This is a genomic window from Candidatus Thorarchaeota archaeon (assembly GCA_021498125.1).
In the GTDB taxonomy this organism is placed as follows: Archaea; Asgardarchaeota; Thorarchaeia; order Thorarchaeales; family Thorarchaeaceae; genus B65-G9.
Genome location: JAIZWL010000005.1, coordinates 24,215 through 45,882 on the forward strand (window position 1 = coordinate 24,215; position 21,668 = coordinate 45,882).

At 48.9% G+C, this 21,668-nt stretch carries 13 protein-coding genes and 1 CRISPR repeat array; of the genes, 8 read left to right on the forward strand and 5 right to left on the reverse strand.

Annotated elements, in window-relative coordinates; all coding sequences use genetic code 11:
• Window positions 1–20 precede the first annotated feature (20 nt).
• The gene (locus K9W43_11065) at window positions 21–1,964 is read left to right on the forward strand and encodes a GTP-binding protein (GenBank protein ID MCF2137760.1); all 1,944 of its coding nucleotides are present in this window, start codon (window positions 21–23) and stop codon (window positions 1,962–1,964) included.
• Window positions 1,965–2,107: 143 nt separating this feature from the next.
• On the opposite strand, the gene K9W43_11070 is transcribed toward K9W43_11065, so the two are convergent.
• Window positions 2,108–4,249: an MBL fold metallo-hydrolase gene (locus K9W43_11070; GenBank protein MCF2137761.1), complete on the reverse strand. Its 2,142-nt coding sequence runs from the start codon at window positions 4,247–4,249 to the stop codon at window positions 2,108–2,110.
• A 446-nt stretch (window positions 4,250–4,695) separates the two neighbouring features.
• Between K9W43_11070 and K9W43_11075 the strand changes: the two genes are divergently transcribed.
• Entirely contained in the window at window positions 4,696–8,283 is a 3,588-nt protein-coding gene (locus K9W43_11075) for a hypothetical protein (protein ID MCF2137762.1), read from the forward strand.
• Between the two features lie 113 nt (window positions 8,284–8,396).
• Here the strand turns inward: K9W43_11075 and K9W43_11080 are convergent, their stop codons facing one another.
• A complete protein-coding gene (locus K9W43_11080) occupies window positions 8,397–9,056 on the reverse strand; it encodes a histidine phosphatase family protein (GenBank protein MCF2137763.1) in 660 nt (219 codons plus the stop codon).
• 113 nt (window positions 9,057–9,169) lie between these two features.
• Here K9W43_11080 and K9W43_11085 point away from each other — a divergent pair, with 113 nt between their 5' ends.
• Window positions 9,170–9,856: a hypothetical protein gene (locus tag K9W43_11085; GenBank protein MCF2137764.1), complete on the forward strand. Its 687-nt coding sequence runs from the start codon at window positions 9,170–9,172 to the stop codon at window positions 9,854–9,856.
• A 74-nt stretch (window positions 9,857–9,930) separates the two neighbouring features.
• Entirely contained in the window at window positions 9,931–10,233 is a 303-nt protein-coding gene (locus K9W43_11090; GenBank protein MCF2137765.1) for a hypothetical protein, read from the forward strand.
• A 203-nt stretch (window positions 10,234–10,436) separates the two neighbouring features.
• Here the strand turns inward: K9W43_11090 and K9W43_11095 are convergent, their stop codons facing one another.
• The gene (locus tag K9W43_11095) at window positions 10,437–11,843 is read right to left on the reverse strand and encodes an Ig-like domain-containing protein (GenBank protein ID MCF2137766.1); all 1,407 of its coding nucleotides are present in this window, start codon (window positions 11,841–11,843) and stop codon (window positions 10,437–10,439) included.
• A 234-nt stretch (window positions 11,844–12,077) separates the two neighbouring features.
• Window positions 12,078–12,243: a CRISPR direct-repeat array (repeat unit 21 nt; unit sequence GTTCAAATCAGACTACAAGTA).
• A 100-nt stretch (window positions 12,244–12,343) separates the two neighbouring features.
• A complete protein-coding gene (locus K9W43_11100; protein MCF2137767.1) occupies window positions 12,344–14,509 on the reverse strand; it encodes an aldehyde:ferredoxin oxidoreductase in 2,166 nt (721 codons plus the stop codon).
• Between the two features lie 629 nt (window positions 14,510–15,138).
• On the opposite strand from K9W43_11100, the gene K9W43_11105 reads away from it, so the two are divergent.
• Window positions 15,139–15,735, forward strand: a complete 597-nt coding sequence (locus K9W43_11105) for a hypothetical protein (GenBank protein MCF2137768.1) — start codon at window positions 15,139–15,141, stop codon at window positions 15,733–15,735.
• Window positions 15,736–15,984: 249 nt separating this feature from the next.
• Here the strand turns inward: K9W43_11105 and K9W43_11110 are convergent, their stop codons facing one another.
• Window positions 15,985–16,779: a hypothetical protein gene (locus K9W43_11110; protein ID MCF2137769.1), complete on the reverse strand. Its 795-nt coding sequence runs from the start codon at window positions 16,777–16,779 to the stop codon at window positions 15,985–15,987.
• 551 nt (window positions 16,780–17,330) lie between these two features.
• Here K9W43_11110 and K9W43_11115 point away from each other — a divergent pair.
• From K9W43_11115 to K9W43_11125, 3 genes are all read left to right on the forward strand, one after another.
• Window positions 17,331–18,008 (forward strand): hypothetical protein, encoded by a 678-nt coding sequence (locus K9W43_11115; protein MCF2137770.1) that lies wholly within the window; start codon window positions 17,331–17,333, stop codon window positions 18,006–18,008.
• A gap of 452 nt (window positions 18,009–18,460) precedes the next feature.
• A complete protein-coding gene (locus K9W43_11120) occupies window positions 18,461–18,670 on the forward strand; it encodes a hypothetical protein (protein ID MCF2137771.1) in 210 nt (69 codons plus the stop codon).
• A gap of 3 nt (window positions 18,671–18,673) precedes the next feature.
• Window positions 18,674–21,463: an FAD-dependent oxidoreductase gene (locus K9W43_11125; protein MCF2137772.1), complete on the forward strand. Its 2,790-nt coding sequence runs from the start codon at window positions 18,674–18,676 to the stop codon at window positions 21,461–21,463.
• Window positions 21,464–21,668 lie beyond the last annotated feature (205 nt).

Below are 21,668 nucleotides of genomic sequence, written 5' to 3' on the forward strand. Positions count from 1 at the left end.
CTCTTCGTGGTGATTAAGACATGATTCACAATGTGATGCTCGTGCAGAAGAGTACAGGAGAAGTCCTTGCACGAGTTCGTTTCTGGAAGATCGAATTCACAGAACGACATGTCAAAGAATTTCTCATTGGCTACAATGATCTTCTCAATACTGAGGGTCTTGCAGAAGATACTCCCATTTACGTGGAGCAGCACAAAGTGTTCCATAGCCCTGTACGAGATGATATGCTTCTCATCTTTGCGACCGATGGGCGTGATGAGGATCGTACTATTCGATACAAGGTCCGTGAGAGCGCAGCACGTGTTGAGACCAGTCTTCGAGGAAATACCCTGAGTTACATCCGTGACAACCTTGATGACATACTTGGCGAGTTCGTCTTTACTCATTTCAAGGTCTCATTTGTGGGTTCAGGTGGTGTCGGGAAAAGCACACTCCTTCGTCTTCTCTTTGGGAAGGAACCAGCCCCCGGTGGCTACGTTCCCACGATCAATGTGGCCGTTGACTCTTCTGAGACCATCCAGTTCGGTACCTTCTTGGTGACGATCTGGGACTTTGCGGGACAGGCCGTGTTTCATGATCTCTGGGGATTCTATTTCCAAGGTACAGATGTCATCTTTCTCGTCACAGATAGCAGTTTCCGAAATGTCATGCAGACCAAGTCTCTGCTGAGAAATATCAGAAAAGAGGCTCCGGCTGTTCCCTTATTCATCATTGCCAACAAGCAGGATCTCCCCGAGTCAATGCGCGCAGAGAAGATCCAACGATTGCTTGGTGCGCCCACATTCCCGATGGTCGCCACTGATAAGACCCGCAGAGAGGAATTCATCAGATTCATGTTGGAGGTGGCTGCAAAGACCGTAGGGGTCGAGCTTCCAAATAGGCCTCTGAGTGAGATGATCACTGTACGCCGCAGGACTGAGGAGGTCTTTCCGGATCAGTCTGCCTCTCCCACCCATGCCGAGACCGGCTATGAGACCGTACCCTATGAGGAATCCGCTCCACACGATTCACAATCTGCCACTCAATCACAGGGCTCCGCAAGCACTTCAGGCTCGACCACGACACAGGCCACTGAGGCCATGGACGCTTCTGTTCCCGCAGCGGTTGTGAACGAACCGACCGAGGCGGAACTACTCCATCTAATGGTACTTGTTCATCATGAGGGACTCCCACGTATCGCATTTGAGTTCAAGTATACTGATGATGCGATCGAGGGACAATCCGTTGCGTCGCTCATTTCCGCTCTGGACTCGTTTAGTGGAATTGATGCCACTGCGGAACCCGGTGCCAAGACCGATGCTCTTGAGACCATCCAGCACGAAGGCAACCTGATCATGGTCGAGAAGTCTGCGAACTTTCTCATTGCGGTGACGGTGACAAATACCTCCCGCGAGACCGAGACCCGTCAGGCAATGTCCTCGATCCTAATGGACATGGAGTCTGAGCATGCTTCTGTCTGGGATAATTGGGAGGGCGATACAACTGTGTTTGAGACCTCGATCTTCAAGGTCCTCTCGCTCTTTCCCATCAAGGGAGTCGGTCTTGATTATCTTGTTCGTGCGAGAGAGGCTGGCAAACCTCTGCCCTTCAAGAACCGTGAGGTCGGAAAGGCCATTGTCGAGGTCCGATCCGCAGTTGATGGTAACACTACTGTTGGAGGCATTGTCAGAGAATTAGACATGCCACGCGATGTCGTGTTCGGCTGTCTTCAGATACTGGCCAAATACGATTGGATCGACTTCCATGTCGATATCACTCCTCGAACAGTGCTTGTGAAGAAACGGGATGTACCCGTGGACCTGCAAAAGATCTATGGGCCTCCAGTGGTCAAATTCGTAAATCTGTGCGATGGTACTACTGCTCTAGAAGATGTCGTTCGCAAGATTCCCGAGATCAGTCTTGCTCCAATGAAATTCGTCGCACCGAAGTTGGTGCTTCGTGGCGTCTTGGAAATCGTTGCTTGATGCGCGCATGACTGAGAAAATAAGATCTAATTATACACACCTGCTTCTTAAAATAATAAGATTTTATGATGTAGTGAAGTGAGGCTAGAATATATCTTATTTTTCCTTTGTTTTTCTTTTTATTATTATTATTCATGACAGTACTAAGTCTTGATGATGATTCGTTCTGATGGTCTGGGGATCTTAATTCCACGAGGCTCTTGTTCTGTTGGAGTATGAACCATTATCCTCTTCCCGGTGCATTCCTTGACATATGCTTGAAGCTGTGATGCTGACGAATGAGCGCTAAGGCGTGCATACTGAACTCGACATTGATGTTCCTCAAAGCCGTGAAGCAAGTTCCAACCCGGTGTGCGCGGTGCAAGGTATCCACAGAGAACGATCGCCGCTTTCGGATTGTCTCGCTGTTGTTCAAAGTGTTCTCTTGCAAGACCACCATTCATCATTCCTCCGCCGGCCACCAGAATGTCATCCTCATGGAGTTTTGTCTGTCCCGACTTTAAGGCATGCCAATGTCCTTCATACCCGGAGATCTTTGTCACCTTCTCGGCCAGTCCTGCAACAATTACGTTCTTGGACTGTGTGGCACCAATCTGTTCGAGAAGTGTGAGCATCTCTTGAGACCTTCCAACTGCAAACGACGGGATGACGATCGGCCCGTGGTTCTTGACGATCTCCTCCATCTGATGGATGACCTGAGTCCGGTTGAAATCTTCGCGCCCCCAATAGGTCCCATCAAAGATCACATAATCAGGATTAGTTGGTAACGAGGCGCCCGGTAAGATAAGCGACTGGTCGAGATTAAAGTCTCCAGTGTACAAGATCTGGACTCCCTCGATGTCAAAGAGGTATGCTGCGCTTCCCGGGATATGTGAGGCCTCTAATGGTGTCACGACTATGCCGGGTGCGACTTCGCTGCTCTTCCCGATCTCGAGTTCAACATGATTCCTGATTGCCCGATCGATGTTGCGTCGATTGTATCGTGACACGAGATCCGTCTTGTCCCTCTTGCGAGGCGGAAGTGGCGTACCCACATTGAGCGCGTCCTCAAGAAGAAGTCGTGAGATCGCAGCGGTGAGTCCTGTTGAACACCACTTGCCCTCGAACTTGTCGTACAGGATCGGTAGTCCTCCAACATGGTCGAGATGCGCGTGGCTGATCAGAACTGTGTCGATCATCTCCAGCTCTGGCTCCCACCACGGAATCCGTTGATTCGCCACTGACAGACCATAGTCCAGTAGCACGCCCCCAGTGTCCGTCTTGATCAGGATGCCACTGTGGCCGATACGCGGCCCGCCCAGAAAAATGATCTCAATCTGTTTTGTCTTGGTCGAGTATGCAACAGAAGACATGAGGCCAACACGAAGTTTCTGTGGTATCATCTCAAAGATGACCGGATCCATCGCCTCAATAGGCGGAGGCTCGGGGAGGTCTTGCAGCCGGACTGGCAGTATCGTCCCCTCATGTGACTTGAAACCGGTCTCGTCATAGACTTTCTGAACGGTATTGATCGCATCGGCCACGGACATATCGTGAGTGATATGCTTCTGGGCCTCGGTGTTCACTTTTTTCTTGTAGATGCCGTGCAGCTTCTGGGAAATCCCATCTGGGAGCCACTCGCGTGTCAGTTTCCTCACGGTCTCGTAGGTCCGATCTCCAAGAGCCTCTTCCAAGTAGTTTGAGTACTTGCGAAGCGTGGCCACAAAACGGTAATCGTCTTCTTGAAGGATCTCCGTGATGTCCACACCGAACTCCTCGCATGGCTCCTTGAATTTTTCCGGTAGCCAGAGCGGGCTCCCAAGAAATTCGACCCACTCTCTGAACTTGTCAAGTAGTGGTCGCCCCTCATACCCCTCAGCCAGCGAGATGATGACGATCGCCTTTCTCAGCCAGTCTTCGATCGTATGCCTCGAATAGCCCGAAGTGAGTGAGAGTCTGTAGACATGACGGAAGTCCTCTCTATTGTAGGCCCCAAGGATTACACCATAGACAAGCAAGATTGCCGCCTTTACAAATTCGTTCTCTGTGAGACCTTTTGTTGTTCCCCGTAGGACTCTCTCAAGGGCCACGTTCACAGCCCGCGCTTTTTCCAGACCCTCTACCTCTGCGCCCGAGGCCTTGAGGATCTGAAACGGCAAGAGTTCACGGCTCTCACCGAAACAGCCCTCCTCATCAGGTATGGCCCTTCCCGCCAGTGCTGATCGAGCATCCTTGATTCCTTGCTCAAGAATCTCTCTCAGAATCTTGTTCGATACCTTGGGAATAATCTTCTTGTCTATGTCCATAACTCTCACCAAGTCCCTGGCGGTTCGTGGCGTGTGCCTGATGATGCGTTCTGCCTCTTAAATCAAAGGGTCTCAAATGCCCTAACTGGTGATCATGCTATCTTGCGGATCTAATTTCTTATTACTTAATAATCTCAATTGTGGTCGATCCACACGATTTGAGATCTTCTTGACCGCCTTCGACTCATTGGATGATTGGTATATACGTATCGTACATTATCTTATAAAGCAAAAATGGAGAGATTAGTATTGCAGTTCGTCGTCGGATTCTTCCATCAAAGGACGTAAGGATTTGATCCTTTGATGAACCAAGACACGCCAAGTCTAATGTATTCACACTTTCACCACACGGATTTCACGAAGCAGATCGTCGTTGTGGTACAAGTATCATTGAGATATCTGTCACGTGAGAAGATACATTCATACTTGGATGGAGGTTCAGTATTATGAAAAAGACGGCAACACTATTACTTATGGCCATACTTCTACTGAGCGTTTTTGCGGCAACTAATTTTGCCTCTGCTCAGTCGACTGATCCATTCACGAGAGTGACTTGGAAAGTGGTCGATGAAGTCAATGACTTCGAACACACTGAAGAGAACTCTCAATGGATCTTTGGGCCTCAGCCCACCATTGTCATCACGTATGCGGAGAATGGTACGGACATTGCTGACAATGACTATCTTGTCAATGTCGGTACAGATCTGTACGTGAACATCACTATCCCCAGTTCGTTCTTGGGTGAGGGTAACTCTCTCGACTCACTACTGTTCTGGGGATCTGGTCACGCACCAAGGTCTCCGATATTCGTGCTTCAGTACAATGCTACGGCTGATGATTGGAACAAGTTGTGCTTCTCGTACGAGGCAGGTTCCCAAGAACCAACTCCTAGTGAGTTCTTGACCCTGAATGGTACGGATTCAACCTACAAGGCGACCTCGGACGGTTATGTGATCACGTTCGCTATCTCCTTTGTGATCGATGTCGGCCCCAGGATCTTCTGGACTGGTATGCAGGCAACGGATACTGATGGTCGGCCTGTGACCCTCTCATGGCTCTCCCGAATTCAACGAGGCGACTTTGAGAGCCCACCAATTGGACTGGGTGTTAAAGTCGATCGGATCCTCCAAGGATTCCCCTCATTCTACTACGCCAAGGTCACAGACGCAGCTGGTGAGATCCTGCACTACGTTGGTGTCGATGATCCATATACCTTCACCGTTCAGGCGAACGAGCAACTTGGTGAGGTCTTAGTACCATTCACGATACTGACGTTCGATCCTGACTATCAGATCAATAACCCGATCGTCATGCCCAATGACCCTTACAGTCATACTACTGGTTGGACTCCCACCAATCTGTCCATGCCCTGGCTAAACTACATCTACAATAGTTCCGGTGCTTTTGCAGTGGCAGGTTATCTGACCAATATCAACTGGCATTGGAGCTACGCCTACAATGTCTGGGTCGTGACGTTCAACATAACTCTGGATCAGAGCATTGACATTAACAAGTTCTATGTGCTTGAGGACACATCAATTGAGAGCAGTGGCGGTTCGGTCTCTTGGACTGGTCACTTCACGAATATGACTGATATGCATCCAAGTGAGTATGAGGTGGGTGCGACTATAACTCCTGACCCATACTTCTGGACGGTCAAAAATCTTGAAGATGTACGACTAGTTCCGCGACCCGAGATCGTGGAACACAATACAGTTCGTCTTGCCTTTGAAGACCAGTTTATTGAGGGAACTGTCACCAAGGATGGCGAAGTTGTAGGACATGTCCTTCAGGGCGATGTCCTGAACGTAAGTCTTGATTTCTTTGGGGACGGTGGCAAGGTCAACGGTAGCTACTATGTCCTTGTAAACAAGACTCATGCCTTCGAAGACGAGTTAGGTAATCCTATCGATCTTGATGGCTATCTCGTCTACATTGACCGCGACAATCTGACCTTGTATGTCCAAGGCTCTGGCTCTGGAAATAACGAGACCACTTACTGGACCACGATCGTGGTTCATTCAATGACGCTCGATTTTGAACACAATGTGAGTTATTCCAATTCTACAGCTGTGACAACTTACATGGACAGTGACCGTAATTTCATTCGCCAAGATACTGTCACTACCAGCTCGATGGTAACAGTCCTGGACTTTAAGATGGTCATCGGTGAAGACCATTCAGTGATCTGGTTGACCTTACGCTTTGAGTCGAGTGCGCCATCGATGAAAGTCGATACTGCATTCGTCAAAAGTGGTTATCATGTCACAACTCAGGCTAATGTGTCGTTATCCGGCTCTGGCATCTGGCAATTGTATCCGCCACTTAACTGGTCTAACGCAGACACTAACATAGATGTCATTACAGATGATATTCTCTGGACTCCGCGGCATTTCGTACTCGGGACCGTTCGGTTCTGGCAGGCTCCGAAATGGACGGTGACCGAGGATGGTGCTATCGATCTTGATGGTAACGTCTACACCACTGAGGACCAGTACTTTGTGAAGCGGACTGGTACGTGGCATGACTGGGGCAACACCACCGTTCAAGGCATGGGTGTTGGTGTCATGTTCGATCCATCCCCGCTCAAACCTGGTGACGAATTCCATTCCTATAGTTGGATGGGCGTTGTAGATTTCATCATCGAGTTTGAGGCATCAGAGAACTTCTACTGGTTCCACGCTGACGACTTCAGTCCGGTCAACTCGACCGAGATGGCGGACATTCAGGACACGCTCTGGGCAAATATGACGGAGGACATTCCGATGCCCGGGTACGAGTGGGTCGCATGGCTCTCGAAGAATCGCACCATTGATCTGAGCGAGTTCACGGGGCTTGACGGCAACACTTGGAAGACCTCATGGTTTGCTTGGGGCACAGAGCAAGCATTTCGAGTATCAACGACAGCGACCAGTACTACTTGGGCTGCATTCAGGGCTCGATATGCTGGACTGCTGCTCTTCAAGGATAGTCCTAATGGTGCATCAAAGAGTGCTCCTGACTTCAGCATTGAGAACGGGAAGGTGGTCACAGATGAAGTGACACATGTGGTTCTCATCGACAGTGTGGAATCGATCGAGCTTCGTAAGCCGTTCGGTGCGACCAATGATACTGGTAATGTGCGTGTCTCTCCTGAGACCGAGGTCTCATTTGGTATCTCGATCTATAATGTCAGTGTGACATTCTTCCCGCTACAGGTCGCTAATGCGGATGGCATTCGTGGACCGTGGCAACTGCGGCAGTCCTATGAGGGTTCGTTGGGTCTTGACCCCGCCAATTTCGATAGCTGGATCTCTCATGGCAACGTGACTGAGATGGCCTTCGATATCACCTTCAATGTGGACATGGTGAATTATGACCCCGATGATCCGACCACTTGGAACCATGCGGTCTCCTTCAAGGTCGATCAGCAGTTTGGCACATGGCAGAGTGATGAGTTCAATAGTACCGTGTTCGATGGGTACGGTCTAGCTGTGAACTTCTTTGGTATTCTTGGAACTGGTACTCGAACTGAATACAAGGCTGGTGACACTCCAGTGACCGATCCAAACAGTGCAAGTGTGAATGCGTCATACTACCAGTTCGGAGCGGATGACAGTCCGTTTGCCAACGTGTCGATGGGAGGTCTGCCCTACACGTGGGGTGGTGACAGCTTCTCAACCACTTACATCTCTGGATCATCAACAGCACCCATCGGAGCATTCAGTGTTATCTATGAGAACCAGAATGGTGAGACCATCACCGACTGGGAAGTAGAGGCGTCGATGCTCTTCATGACTGCTGGATATGACCATTGGAGTGGTAAGGAGATCCGGTGCGATCCCGTCTTTGTGTCGTACACCAGTGCCTCACAGACACCTCCGCCTGCGACCACTACCACGACCACTACCACGACCACTACTGGAACGACCTCGTCTACAACTAATCCTCTACCTAGCACTCATACCGGATTTGGTGTTGACACGTACGTCCTTGTTGGTGGTGGACTGGCTGTCGTTGTAATTCTGCTTGCCTTAGCTCGTCGCAGAAAATAGGTCCCCTTTGAGGGATGCTTCGGCATCCCTCTTCTTTTTTTTATATTCGTGTCATCTTGTGAAAATCAGTCCTTCTATTTTGCAGGTTCCAACAATGACGTGGGCAAATTTCTTTATTGTAAAAGAAGTCGTATGATCTCTTCTGGGAACGATTCCTGTACGGTTGAAGGATCACTGAGGTAGCTGTTGTCAAGTGGAAAGACAAGGCTCCAGCTTGAGCGTTGATACTCGAACATTGCACAGGAGGCATGACCAAGAGCCAGCCACTGTTCAATTGAAGGAACTCCGCCCATGACCAGGGAGAGGAAGAGGGTGCCGATCATTGGCGGGAGAACGACCGTGATGCTGTCGTTGCGATGTTGTGACACTATCTTGTTCATCGCCTCGGCAATCCGATTCTCGGCCTGTTCGATCGACTCGCCATGGTGTGGGACGAATTCCGGGTTTGTCCACATCGCACGGATGATCTCTGCGGTCTCTTTTTTGATAGGACCTTTGCCTCCATGAGCCACTTCGGCAAGATTGTCCACTTGCTTGACCTCAACGCCGAACTCATTGGCCAAGTGTTCTGCTGTCAGACGCTCGTCTGAAGTTGGTGGGGTATAGACTCGCGATGTTGACGTTATCATTCGTGAGTGCACAAGATCATCCAGCTGGCCAACACCTCTCTCTGTGAGTGTTTTATTGTTGGTTTCGGCAGGAATCACTATGTAGATTGTCGTGCGAGAACCCATGATAGGGCCCTCGTCGCGCTCTTGAATGAGGTCGAACATATCGCTCAACAGGTGGCCACCATGAAAGCTTAATAATCTTCTCGGCCAGTGATTGAGCATCTCACAATCAATGTTTTATGTGGATTTGTAGAAACTATACTGAGGCTGTAACCTTGCGAGTGACTGCTGCTAAGTTAAGAGACTTTGAAGGAAGAAATTGTTTCATCTGCGGAAAAAATCTGTTAAAATACAATATCCAAGACCTCGCCTATGCGGAGACCCATACTGGTCGATCTGTCAAGGCCAAACCAGAGCGCTATTATCTATTTGCCTGCCCGAATTGCGGGAAGATCGCTCATAAGAGATGCTGGTACAACGTAGCCGAACAGAGGGTCAAAAAAGGCCTCTTTGGAACGAAGGGCTACAGGCTTGTCTGTCCTAGTTGTGGATATGAGGTTGCGCCACTCAGAAAGAACCGTACTCCTTGGACTAAAGGCTATCAGATTCCGGGTCATCCCGACAGTGAACTCCTTGAGATCTTTGTTGCCGATATCCGTTCTTACAAGACGGGCAAATTGTTCGGGTCATTAAGTCGTGCCATCAGTGGACTCTTTCGAGCTGTGGGTCTCGGTTCCCTGACGGATCCCGAGCGTAGTGCTATCGCCCGTGCTGCTGCAAAGGTCGGGCGGACAATGGAAGAGGTTGCCAAGGATGTCTTCAAGATCGAGCTGCCCAAAGAGGGAGACCACGAGATCAAGGCGTTGACCTGCCAGAATTGCGGTGCGCCTTTGCCGATGCCCGGTCCTGGGGAGTCTGTTGTGGTCTGTGAGCATTGCGGAACGGCTCATATTATTGAATGAAGACAACCTAGAATCAGATAAATATGGTAGAGTAAATTCCGAATCTATTGGAATGAATCGGAGGCTATTTTATTATGCCCAAATATCTTGAATTCAATCAGGAGACTTCACAATTCCACGAGACCACCCGAAGGTCCAGTGACGATAGTATCCTTCTCGTGATCGATGAGACCGAAAAGAAACTCATCATGACGGTACCTGCTCATATCACGATGATTGTCCGTCGTGCCGCTGAACGACAGGCTCGGGGCATCACCAAGTCTGGATTTCTGTGCAAAGATGGTGGTCGTTATGGTCGCGGTCACGAACTTGAGGTTCTTGGCGAGGGTGGCAAATTACCCGACCGACTATTACACAGTCCTCGTGAAGTCTATTAGATTATGCGCTGCTTTTAGATCGGGAGTCCTCTAGCTCCCGATCATGATTTCTTTGCAGTCTTTCTCTGCATCACTTAAAGTGGTGACTTGTCCGTATTTGTTTTTGGATTATTATTTATCCATTGTCTTGAACGCTTGTTCCTGGAGGATTCCTGATACCCGCTCTCTCACTCTGACCGTGATCTGTTTCTTATCCGAGCGTTTCAGGCTGATTTCTTTGAGATTGGTGAACTCGGTATCAATGGTCTCTGAACAAGAGCAATCAGTATATTGCTGTTCGGTTCTTCTCTCAACAGTAGGATGTTCGGGCTCGGACCTCTCTGCTGAATGCTGCTCCCCAGTAACTTACTCTGAATGGTCGCGCCCGCCGTGGCATTAGGCCATCTGATGAATGCATCCACGCTGTAGTGATCAGACCCCTTGTTTGCGTCGGCCGTATCTCCCACGGTAGAGTTGATCAGGAGTCCGTTAAAGAACTGGTTCACAATGATGTAATCAATCCGCTCTTTGAGATCGTACCAGTGACCAAACGAGTATCCCGGGTCGGTGGGGTTCAGCGTACGGAATACGTCGGTGAAATTATGCACCTTCGATGAGAAGTTTCCGTAGACCGTGTCATTTGGCTGGAGCAACATCTTCAGGGGACCGTATCCAAGATCATCTCCCGCAGGACTGAGATTGCCCGTGTCATCCGGTGAGTAGGCGTTGAGGTCCCCCATGTAGACGATCGGCACGTTCCCAAGGTCGTCCATGTAATTGATGATCCCCTCGGTCTCGCGCTCCCGGCGCATCTGATTCGTGTCCCCCTGTGACGCCTTCAGGTGGCAGCCTATGAAATGGACATCCGTCCCGTTGAGCCTGATCACGGCCTCAATGAAGTCGTGGGTCACCCAGTAGTCCTTCCCGTTGTCTAACTTGACCTTGGGGATCTGTGTGAACTTGACGATCGGAAACCTGCTCAGGATCGCCTCGCCACTCGTGTCGTATGAGATCCCCTGTGCTGTGTACCCAATGTATGGATAGGTGTCATTGAAGTACTCGTTGAACTCTCGCACCACGCGGTTGAGGAGTGCATTCCCCTTGTCATCAAAGTTGCCTGTCTCTACCAGCACCATGATGTCTGGATCCTCTTCCTCTACTACCTTCTTCCACTCCGGCTCAGATCCCGACTCGTAAATGTTGTACGCCATGATCTTGACCGGTCGTGTGTAGACCTCTGGCACAGTCGACGTGTAATTGACCGTGAGGACCAGGCTCTCTGATCCCGTGTTGCCTGAATCGTCTGTCGCTCTGCACACCACTAGATGCTGTCCTGCATTCTCTCGCGTGACCCGCCAGAGGTAACTCTGCACCGTGGCTTGTATAGCCCCGTCAATGATGATCTCATAGCTGGTGATGTTTCCATTATCCTGTGCGGTGAACGTGATGTTGACAGTCCCTGTAACGGTCGCCTTGTCAGTGGGTCTCAGGATCGTAACTTCCGGCGGGGTCGTGTCCTCTCCCGTTTCGGTTGGGGGACTTGGCGTGTTCAGCATTGTGAGCGCAAGCCCACTGATCACTATTGCCACTATTACGACGCTTGCCAAGATCATTATCTGCTGACGATTCATGGTCACCATTCTGAATCTGTGTTCCACAGTGTAAGAATCTATCGCTCTCGCGTTGCTCCGTATCCGGTCGCCTTATTCCCTTTATTTTGCGTATGGGTCTCTCTCTTGTCTGCGATCTGCATGAGACCTGTCGATTTTTCGAATCGCAGTGCACAACTAGAGGTTTTTGAGATCGGGTGCACAAAGCGACCACCATAAACCTTATTTTCCCCTTTTCGATAGAAAATACCTGCGGTTCAAATCAGACTACAAGTAGGGTTGAAACAAACATACTAGACTATAGTTCACGTGTGCGGTGAAATGTTCAAATCAGACTACAAGTAGGGTTGAAACTTGTCACACGTGCAGATCTCACGCTGTTATTCTATGAGTTCAAATCAGACTACAAGTATGGTTGAAATATAGTGAAGGATTAGAAATTGTCTATAAAGAATGGATTACGAAAAAAAAGTGAGAGGCGAGCGATTCGATGAGAACCGCCCGTTAGTGATCGATTTAGTCTATTCCCAGGCCTCATTGCTCTTAGGCAAGAGCGAGGGATCAGGATCAACGTTAACGTATTTTTTGACGACCTCAACAATGTCGGGGAAGTCGATGCCAAGTTCCTTGATCAGGTCGAGAGTGGGCACGCCGTTACGAGTCCAGCCGCGTCTCTTGTAGGCGGCATCGGTGAGAAGTTTGTATCGTTCCTCACGGAACTCGCGTAGTTTGATCCTCTTCTCAGTCGTGCTCATGCCAGAGATATCGACACCGAGTTCTTTGAGTTGCTCGTCGTAACGATCCTTGCGGCTTTCGTACTCCCAATCAGTGACAGGGCCGACGCTTCGGTAGGGTGGATTAGAGTCATGGAGCCGGAGACCCTTGCCCTGGCGGATGTTAAAGATCCGCTGGAAGTTGTAGACGCGCTCGGAGTCCCTGACGAGATCGTCAGGAGTGGACTTGCGGCCGGTCACGGCGGTGAAGAAACGAGCGTAGAACTGGAGGTGTTTGGGGACCTTAGCGGGTTCGTCCGACTCGGCGTTGTCTGCGGGGACAACATCATTCCATGGAAGTTTGCACAAGCCATTGAGCCCGAACCAAGTCCGCCACATGGGGAACCAATGGAGCGCCTCAGCCTTCTGTTCAAAGGTCGGCATGTAGTTATGAACCATGTCAAGGAAGATCAGCCACGCCTCATCGTGCTGTGGGCCCTTGAGTGTGAGACCGTAGCCTCCCTGCTGAGCAAGGCTCTCTTTGGTCATGTACTCGCTGTATTCGAGACCCTTGTGTTCCATGCCGATGTCCTGCATGAGCTGTTCATCGACGCCAAAGTTCTCAGCAAAGTACTTCTTGAGATAGGCGATCCCCTTTCCAAAGTGGACACCGAAGCCCTTGCCCTCGGCGATCTCGTGAAGGACAGCAGCGGCCTCCTCGGCGGCACCCCACGTGAGTTTGTGGCCGCCAGTTGCTTTCTCGTCAATGTATCCCTCAGAAAAGAGTTCCATGACGAAGGCCATTGAGGTCCCGAAGGAGATCGTGTCAATACCGTAGGTGTCACAGTAGAAGTTGTACTCTGCGACCCAGTGTGGATCGAAGACGCCGATATTGGAACCGCAGCCGGCGATGGTCTCGTATTCCGGACCATCAACGATAACCTTCTTGCCCTTGAACGGGCCGGTCTTGGGGACAAAGCCCTCAATGCAATGTGCACAGTTAATGGCGCACGCAGCCCAGCAGCCGTCCCAGCCCTTGCCCGTGTTGGTGAAGATCTTTTCCCAGACATCATCGAACAGTGCCTTGGCCTCGGGATCGCTTCCAGTGCGATAATTTCGAGTGGGGAAGAGATCGTACTCGTTCATGATCGAGGGGAGGTGGCCAGTGCCAACGACGCGCATGTGATTCTGCTTGGGGTCAAGTTCGATGATCTCCTTGGAGTGTTCACGGGAGACCTTCTTCATCTCTTCAGGGTCGGCGGGGTTGTTCATGTCCATCGTGATCTTGGCCTTCTTTCCGACAAGAGCCCTGATCCTCTTGTCACGGAAGACGGTCCCTATGCCGCCGCGTCCCGACTGCTTGTAGCGTGTGATCTTTCGGCGCATGTCATACCAGCTAAAGTTCAGGCAACTCATGTACGCATGAGCGGCAGCAGGGCCTGTAGAGACCACCGAGATGTCGCGGCCCTTGTCGGCGGAATGTCGCTCTGTGAGAATTGCAGTCAGTTCGTGTGAGTATTCTGGAAGATCGGAGGCGTCGAGGATCTGAATCTTTCCCTCATCACCATCGATAAAGATGTAGACATCCTTGTCAGCCTTCCCTTGGATCTCCATGGCATCGAATCCTGCAAACTTGAGGTAAGGTCCAAAGTATCCTCCAACATTACTGTCGATGGGGATCCCGGTCTCTGGAGAGATGGAGGTCACAATTGATTTTCCTGCACCCGGATATGCTGGCACACCACCAAGTGGTCCGCACGCGATGCAGATCTCGTTTTCCGGATCGTCCCACTTGACTATGCGGTCCTTTGGGAGACTGTTCCACATCAACCAGAGATCAAAACCCTTTCCGCCCGTGAAGGTCTTCTTCATCTTCTCATCCACGGGTTTTATCGTGATCGTATTGTTCGTGAGGTCGATGTAGAGCGTCTGGTTTGCATAGCCCCGGTCGATCTTTGGAATCTCATATGTCATTTCCTTGATCGCCAATAATCTCACCTTTCAACGCTCTGTCTTGAGGCAGTGATGGTCGCACTTTCGCTGCTCGTCACATTTGAGTCTTCTGTTTTGTCACTATATTTGATCTCTATTGTCATCTATCGAGTTATTTCAGAATCGTGGTGATTCGAATTGATTGCTTGGCTCGGTGATGCCTATACTTTGTCCAAGTCATTCTGTTTTACAAAAATTTGACTGACCGGCTTATTTAATATAAAATATTATCCGAAAATGATTAAATATATAGCCATTGCTGATGATATTCCGATTCATATCAGAAGGCTTGGGTAGATTGAATGGAGTGCATGACATGGACGTTCCAGAATTTCTCAAAAAAATATTTATGATTGGGATTTGTATCGGGCGAACCACTCTCACAATTGGGACTGACATTTTGAGACTCTGTCGCGAGTTCTCGACGTACTCTGAGAAAACCGTCTATTGCCGTAGCCCTCCGGAAGCATGATACGCCATGGATACTCATTAGTCATATAATGAATACGGGACTGCTGGAAAATACGGGCATCACGAACGCTATAGCAGTGGCACTCAGGGTGGTTGATAGGCCATGGAATCTTATTTATCAACTCCGGAGTACAAGGTTGTTGCCGGAATTGGAAATTCAGACCGGGATAGCTGACGCCATCCGAGAACATAAAGAACTGTGGTGGATCATCGGTGTCATCAAGGATACTTGGTTGCTGAGGGTGCCATGCATTAGAGATGCGATGAGCGAGCGCTTGCACCATATCGTTACGGCCCTCAGTAAGTATTACGATTCTTGGGTGATTATTGGAACGATAAACGGTACTTGGTTGATCGATACACCTGCCATCCGAGATGCTCTGCGCAAAAATGTCGAGGACCTTGCCGTTGACATCAGAGAATACCCCAAACCAGGTGTGGTCATTTCAGCACTGACTGGTACAGAGATCCTTGACGATCCTGTCATCAGGAATGCTATTTTTGAGGTTATTAGGGAATCCACCGAACCATGGCAGCTCATTGCTGGGCTTAAGGAAGCAGAATTGTTAGAGGATGAAAGCATTAGGGATGCGATGAACGAACGGATTCCTGATATTGTTGCTGCCATTAAGAAGTATGCACATCCGATATATGTCAGAGAACATATTAAAGGTACATGGCTGTGGGACGATCCAGTTATCAAAGAGGCTGTGGCTGAACGTAATAACGAGAAATAAGAACCGCATTACTTTGTGATTATTGTTCCAATATGTGAAGATGTTTTTTGTGATGACCGTGTGTTGCGAAGACTTACTGGTATGAACGAATCCAAGTTGATACTTATTTTGATGAGGCCGTTTTCGTCAAAGAATCGTACAGAGCAGAAAGACGGTCGAATAATTAACTCTAAAGTCATTGATAGAGAACAGTACCATGTATTGGAATACTTGCAGATCAATCAAATATACGATAAATCTGGAAATCTATCAGTCTTCTATTGACCAACTTTCATGCATGGGTTCTCTTTTGACCGTTATAACCTCAATTCCATGACGCTCTGCATAGGCACAGACATCGACTGAGCAAGCAAAGGTAATATATTTAATTATAGGATCTACTATCTTTTCTCGTTTTTCTAGGAACTCGACTTTTTTGAGAAGTGTATCGATGTCCTTTTTGTTGAGAGCATTTGTGAATTCAATAATCAGTGGAGGCTCTAGTGAGATTACATTGATCTCAACTGGTGACCCCTTGCTAAACACAATGCCATCAGAATCAAAAGCAGCATAGTGCATACCTTTAGCGTTGAACTCTCGTAATATCTCAATGATTGCTGTATCAACTGCCCGTTCAATTCCCCTGCTGAGGACCTCTGTGTGCTTTTTCAGAGATTTAACAAGGTAATCGATTTGTTTAGTGAATCTATTTTCCATACTCTGCTGAGATTTGATTAGTTCACGAACAGAAACGGTGAGTTCAGCGATCTGCTGGTCGTTTCTGTCAATGCGTTGGAAGACGGTCTTCTGAGACTCGATGAGTTCAGCGATCTGCTGGTCGTTTCTGTCAATGCGTTGGAAGACGGTCTTCTGAGACTCGATGAGTTCCTGAATTGAAGTCGTTAGACGTCCAATTGCTTCAGTGTTGTTTTTTGTAGTGTGTGCTGTTTGAATAGTTGCTTCGGCTAATTGTTTGATTATTTGGGTTATAGTTGATTGGATCTGCTCTGAATCATCAGGGATTGGTGATGTTTCAAAGACCGGGGGCTCTTTTTCTTTATGCATAATTGATCTACACACATTATTCTATGAATTGTTTTCTCTATTAATGTTCTTGCTAGAAGATCTCTGAAAAGCCAATGTAAGAGCGATCTTGAGAAGTATGGGCACTCTTAGAACAGAATCCAAGAATCTTATAGTTCTATCCCGAGTTGATAGTTTATGGTTATTGGTTTTTCAAAAAGACTTGATTTGTAGTACGGTATTTGTAAACCCGGGTAATCAGTGTTTAATATTTATATATTCTGAACGGTTTAAAAAGTTTAAAAATGTAGGAAAATCCGATAATAGACGATGAGGATGGATGAAGTCGTTGTCTTTATATCTGCTTTTGCTAGAAATGAGATAATTCGAAGATTGCTCATTATGGCCTCTGAAATGTAGATGATTATGTATATGTCCACGCGATTTAAATTATGATATTATCATATGTTGAATAATAATTAATAACATAGTAGTTTCGTTTAGTTGTTTTATAATAACACACCTTAATTATACTAAATTAATTTCGGAAATATTATAACGAAATGTTGCGGATGCGAGCTGGTGGTTTTAGTTTGGGCTACCGACAGATATGGAAATTTCTTATTATATCATTATTTGTTGTGACCGCTATCATTGCTGCAATGGATCTCCGTCTTTATTTTTCACAGGAGAGTTACTTGATCACTAGTGATAGATCTTATGACTCGGTTGTTAATGTGACCTACTCACTGAAAGGAGGACACTCTTATGACCTAGAGTTCTGTGTGGTGAACACAAATACCAATTATGGCGAAGTTTTAGCACCTATTGCGTTCGTTATAAACGGAACAAAGGTATGGTCAGGCACACTTCAAGATACTTCTCGTCCGGGTACCAGTACTAGGAAAGGTGTGTCAGCTAAGGCTTCAGCGAAGTACTCGTTTCATGCAGATACAAACGTTACATTTTGGATAACTGGTGTCATAACGAAGGGCGAGTATTGGACTGTAACAATTTACAAAGATTTGCCACAGACGTTGAAGGACGATATCGTGAAGACATCTATTGCCTTGTTCGTTGCTGGAGTTTCCGCTTTTGTTTTGTTGATCGGATATGCCCAAAAGTACGGGCCTATTACGCTTTCCGGATCCTCACAACTAGAAGGCCCACCACGAACAGATGACCGAGTTGTACGATCACCACAACCCGCTGAGTCCCGGCCTGACATGGACTCGGAATTTAGAACATATGATGCTTCTGATGACGAATAATATTTTTTCAGTGGCCGTGATCACGCGGCCGCTTTATTCTTTTTTAAAATATGTGTGGTAATATTTTATAGATAAAATGCCGGATTTATTATAATAATGCGCTTTTGCTTACTTGGTACAAGACTCGACTTAACTCGTATATGTCCCGTGTGATTTATACTATTGCGGGTTCTGTGCGCATTTATTTCGATCATGGTTTCAAATCTGGGCGAATTTGGTGTTTTACAGATTATGGCTGATTTCGGTCATTCGATCGAACAAGAACTATGCTTTCCGTTCATATTTTGACCATGAACTTACGATTTGTAACTAGTGAATGCTATATAGCAATGTATCCTATAATAATCAATTACATTAATGAATCTAAGAAACAACGGGACTAATGTGGAGTGGGATCCGCTGACTGATCCATGATGTCGCTTGGAAGACCTGGCCGTGAAGGTGGGTGGTCAATGCGAGAAGAGCGACTGAACGACCCGAGCTCATGTGGTCACAGATCACAGGAAGGGTATTCGTACAACGAGATGGATCTCAGGGGATCTATGTCAACATCCGCGGCGGCTACGATTTTTTGGATGGACAGGGAACATACTCCGACTTTCTATGGCTCTGGATGGCAGATTGGGGTCGGGGAGATTATGTTTTGTGTACAAGGAGGTTAACACGTGACGGTTGAAGAGGTGACTACTAAGGAGAGCGAGCTCTTAGAACAGGGGCGGTCGCTCGTGATCGGCGGAGGGGTCGCAGGAATGCAGGCCGCTCTGGACATTGCGAATCAGGGTTTCAAGGTCTATCTTGTTGAGAGGACGCCCTCTATTGGCGGCAAGATGGCCGCGTTGGATAAGACATTTCCAACACTGGATTGTTCGGCTTGCATACTGACTCCGCGATTGAGCGAGGTCGCACGGCATCCGAACATTGAGTTACTGACATATTCAGAAGTGAGGCGCGTTGCAGGGAAGGCTGGCAAGTTCAGAGTTGAGGTCTTGCGAAAGGCACGGTATATCGATGAAGATGCTTGTTCTGGTTGCGGCGAGTGCGAGAAGGTATGTCCTGTGGAAGTTCCCTCGGAATTCGATGAAGGGCTTGGTTTTCGCAAGGCGGTCTATATGCCATTTCCGCAGGCGACCCCACACGTCTATACGATCGACAAGAGAGATCATGCCCCGTGTAGGCTTGCCTGTCCTGCTGGCGTGAACACTCAGGGTTTCATACGGATGATCGGCGTCGGAAAGTTCGATAGGGCGCTGGAGATCGTCCGTGACGCAATGCCCTTTGCAGGGACGCTTGGAAGAGTCTGTGTCCACTGGTGTGAGGGCGAGTGTGCTCGTGGAAACTATGACGAGAGCGTGAGCATTCGGAACCTGCACAGATTCCTTGCAGATAACGAGCGGAAGAGCGGAAGTATTGCACCCGTCAAAGCCGAGATCACAAAGACGGAACGGGTTGCGATCATTGGTGCGGGTCCGGCCGGGGTGTCCTGTGCCTATCAGCTTGCACGAATGGGTTATCCGGTCACGGTCTTCGAGAAGCGTTCCGAACCCGGCGGTCTCATGAGATATGCTATTCCAGAATACAGACTTCCACGAGATGTGCTCCGTGAGGAGATTGACCGTGTTGCGGAATACGGAGTAGAGTTTGTCTTCGATACCGAGATCGAATCGATTGAGTCCTTGAAGGAGCAGGGATTCAAAGCTGTTTTTGTGGCCACCGGCGCTTCTCAGAGTAGACGACTTGGACTCGAGGGCGAGGGTGCAAAGGGCGTGTATCATGCTATTGATTTTCTTGATGCCGTGGCACGAGGTAAGAGGGTGAAGGTTGGAGAAAGAGTCGCCGTTATCGGTGGTGGAGATGCGGCTATTGACTCTGCTCGTGTGGCTCTCCGTGAAGGTGCTAAAGAGGTCACGCTCATCTATCGCCGATCTCAGGTTGAACTTCCTGCGATTCCAAGCGAGGTTGAGGATGCTCGACGTGAGGGTGTCCGTTTCATGATGATGACCACGCCGACAAAGATCTTGACGGCAAAGGGAGACATCACTGGTCTTCAGTGCATTCGAATGAAACTGGGTGCTGAGGATCTCTCTGGTCGAAGGAGACCAATTCCAATCCACGATTCTGAGTTCACGGTCTCAGTTGATACGATGATCGTGGCAATCGGTCAGCAGGTTGCACCCTCCAAGCTTCTGGAGTCTCTGGAACGCACAGAGTGGGGCACGATCATGACTGATCCTTTGACCCTCCAGACGAATGTTGCTGGTGTCTTTGCGGGTGGTGATGTGGTCACCGGACCGTTCACCGCAGTCAAGGCAGTTGGTCAGGGGAAGCAGGCTGCGATCTCGATCGACAAATATCTGCAAGGGGAAGATATGACTAAGGGTCGAAACGGTACTCAATACAAACCTGCTGGGCCTCTTGTAGATGAGGCCACTTTTCTCACGCAACCTCGGACCGAGATGCCAAAGGCCAGAATTGCTTCCCGGAAGAACTCCTATGAAGAGGTCGAACTCGGGTTCACCAAAGAGGATGCGGTCCGTGAGGCTGGCCGGTGTCTTGGCTGCACGATTTGTTGTGAGTGTGGGCTATGTGTTGAGGCCTGCGACCGAAAAGCGATTAATCACTCCATGAAAGATGAGATCATCGAGCTTGATGTTGGCACTATCATTGTGGCGACTGGGTACAAGATCTTTGACGTTGGACAGTATGGACGATTCGGTTATGGGAAATATCCGAATGTCATTAATGCCCTGGAATACGAACGCCTCATCAATGCTGCTGGTCCCACCAGTGGCAATCTTCTCCGGCCAAGTGATGGAACGCGACCGCGTAAGATCGCATTCATTCAGTGCGTTGGAGCCCGGGATACGCAAAAGGGTGTACCAGAATGTTCGCGGATCTGTTGCATGTACGGGATCAAGAATGCCGTCATGGCTCGGGAGCACGATTCGAAGGCCGAGGCGACGATCTACTATGCGGATATTCGTGCCTTCGGGAAGGGTTTTGAAGAATTCTATGAGATGGCCCGAACACGCTTTGGAGTGAACTTTGTCCGTGGGCGTGTGGGTGATGTGACGGAAGATCCTGCTACAGGAAATCTCTTTCTCACAGTAGAGGATACGAAGAAGCATCAGCCGATGGTCGTCGAGCATGATCTGGTCGTGCTGAGCCCGGGAGTCCTTCCCTCTACTGGAACTTCTGAGTTGGCCGAAGAGCTGGGTCTCGAGTTGGAAGATGATGGCTTCATTGCCATCCGTGATGAGATCACCGCACCTGTTGACACGACGGTGCCGGGCATTTTCGCATGTGGTTGTGCGAGTGGGCCAAAGGACATTCCCGATTCAGTCACGGCAGGTAGTGCTGCAGCAATGCGTGCCACGATCATCTTGAGCCGGTTCGTACAATCACCGGACATGACCATGTTGGAAGTGAGTCCTCAGGAGCGACTCCATACCGTGTGAGCGGATGAAGATTCATTGGAGTATGCCGTTGAACGTTGTCGCGGCGGGTCGGGGAGTTACTTCCCCGGCAATGTCGCTTATTGAACGTCAGTTGTGCGAAATGGTACGTATCTGTGGCACGATTTGTCCGAAATGTGTCTATTCCTGAACTCGTTAAGGATATAATAACTCTCTGTGCTACTACAGCCGGGCCTTATTACAATTC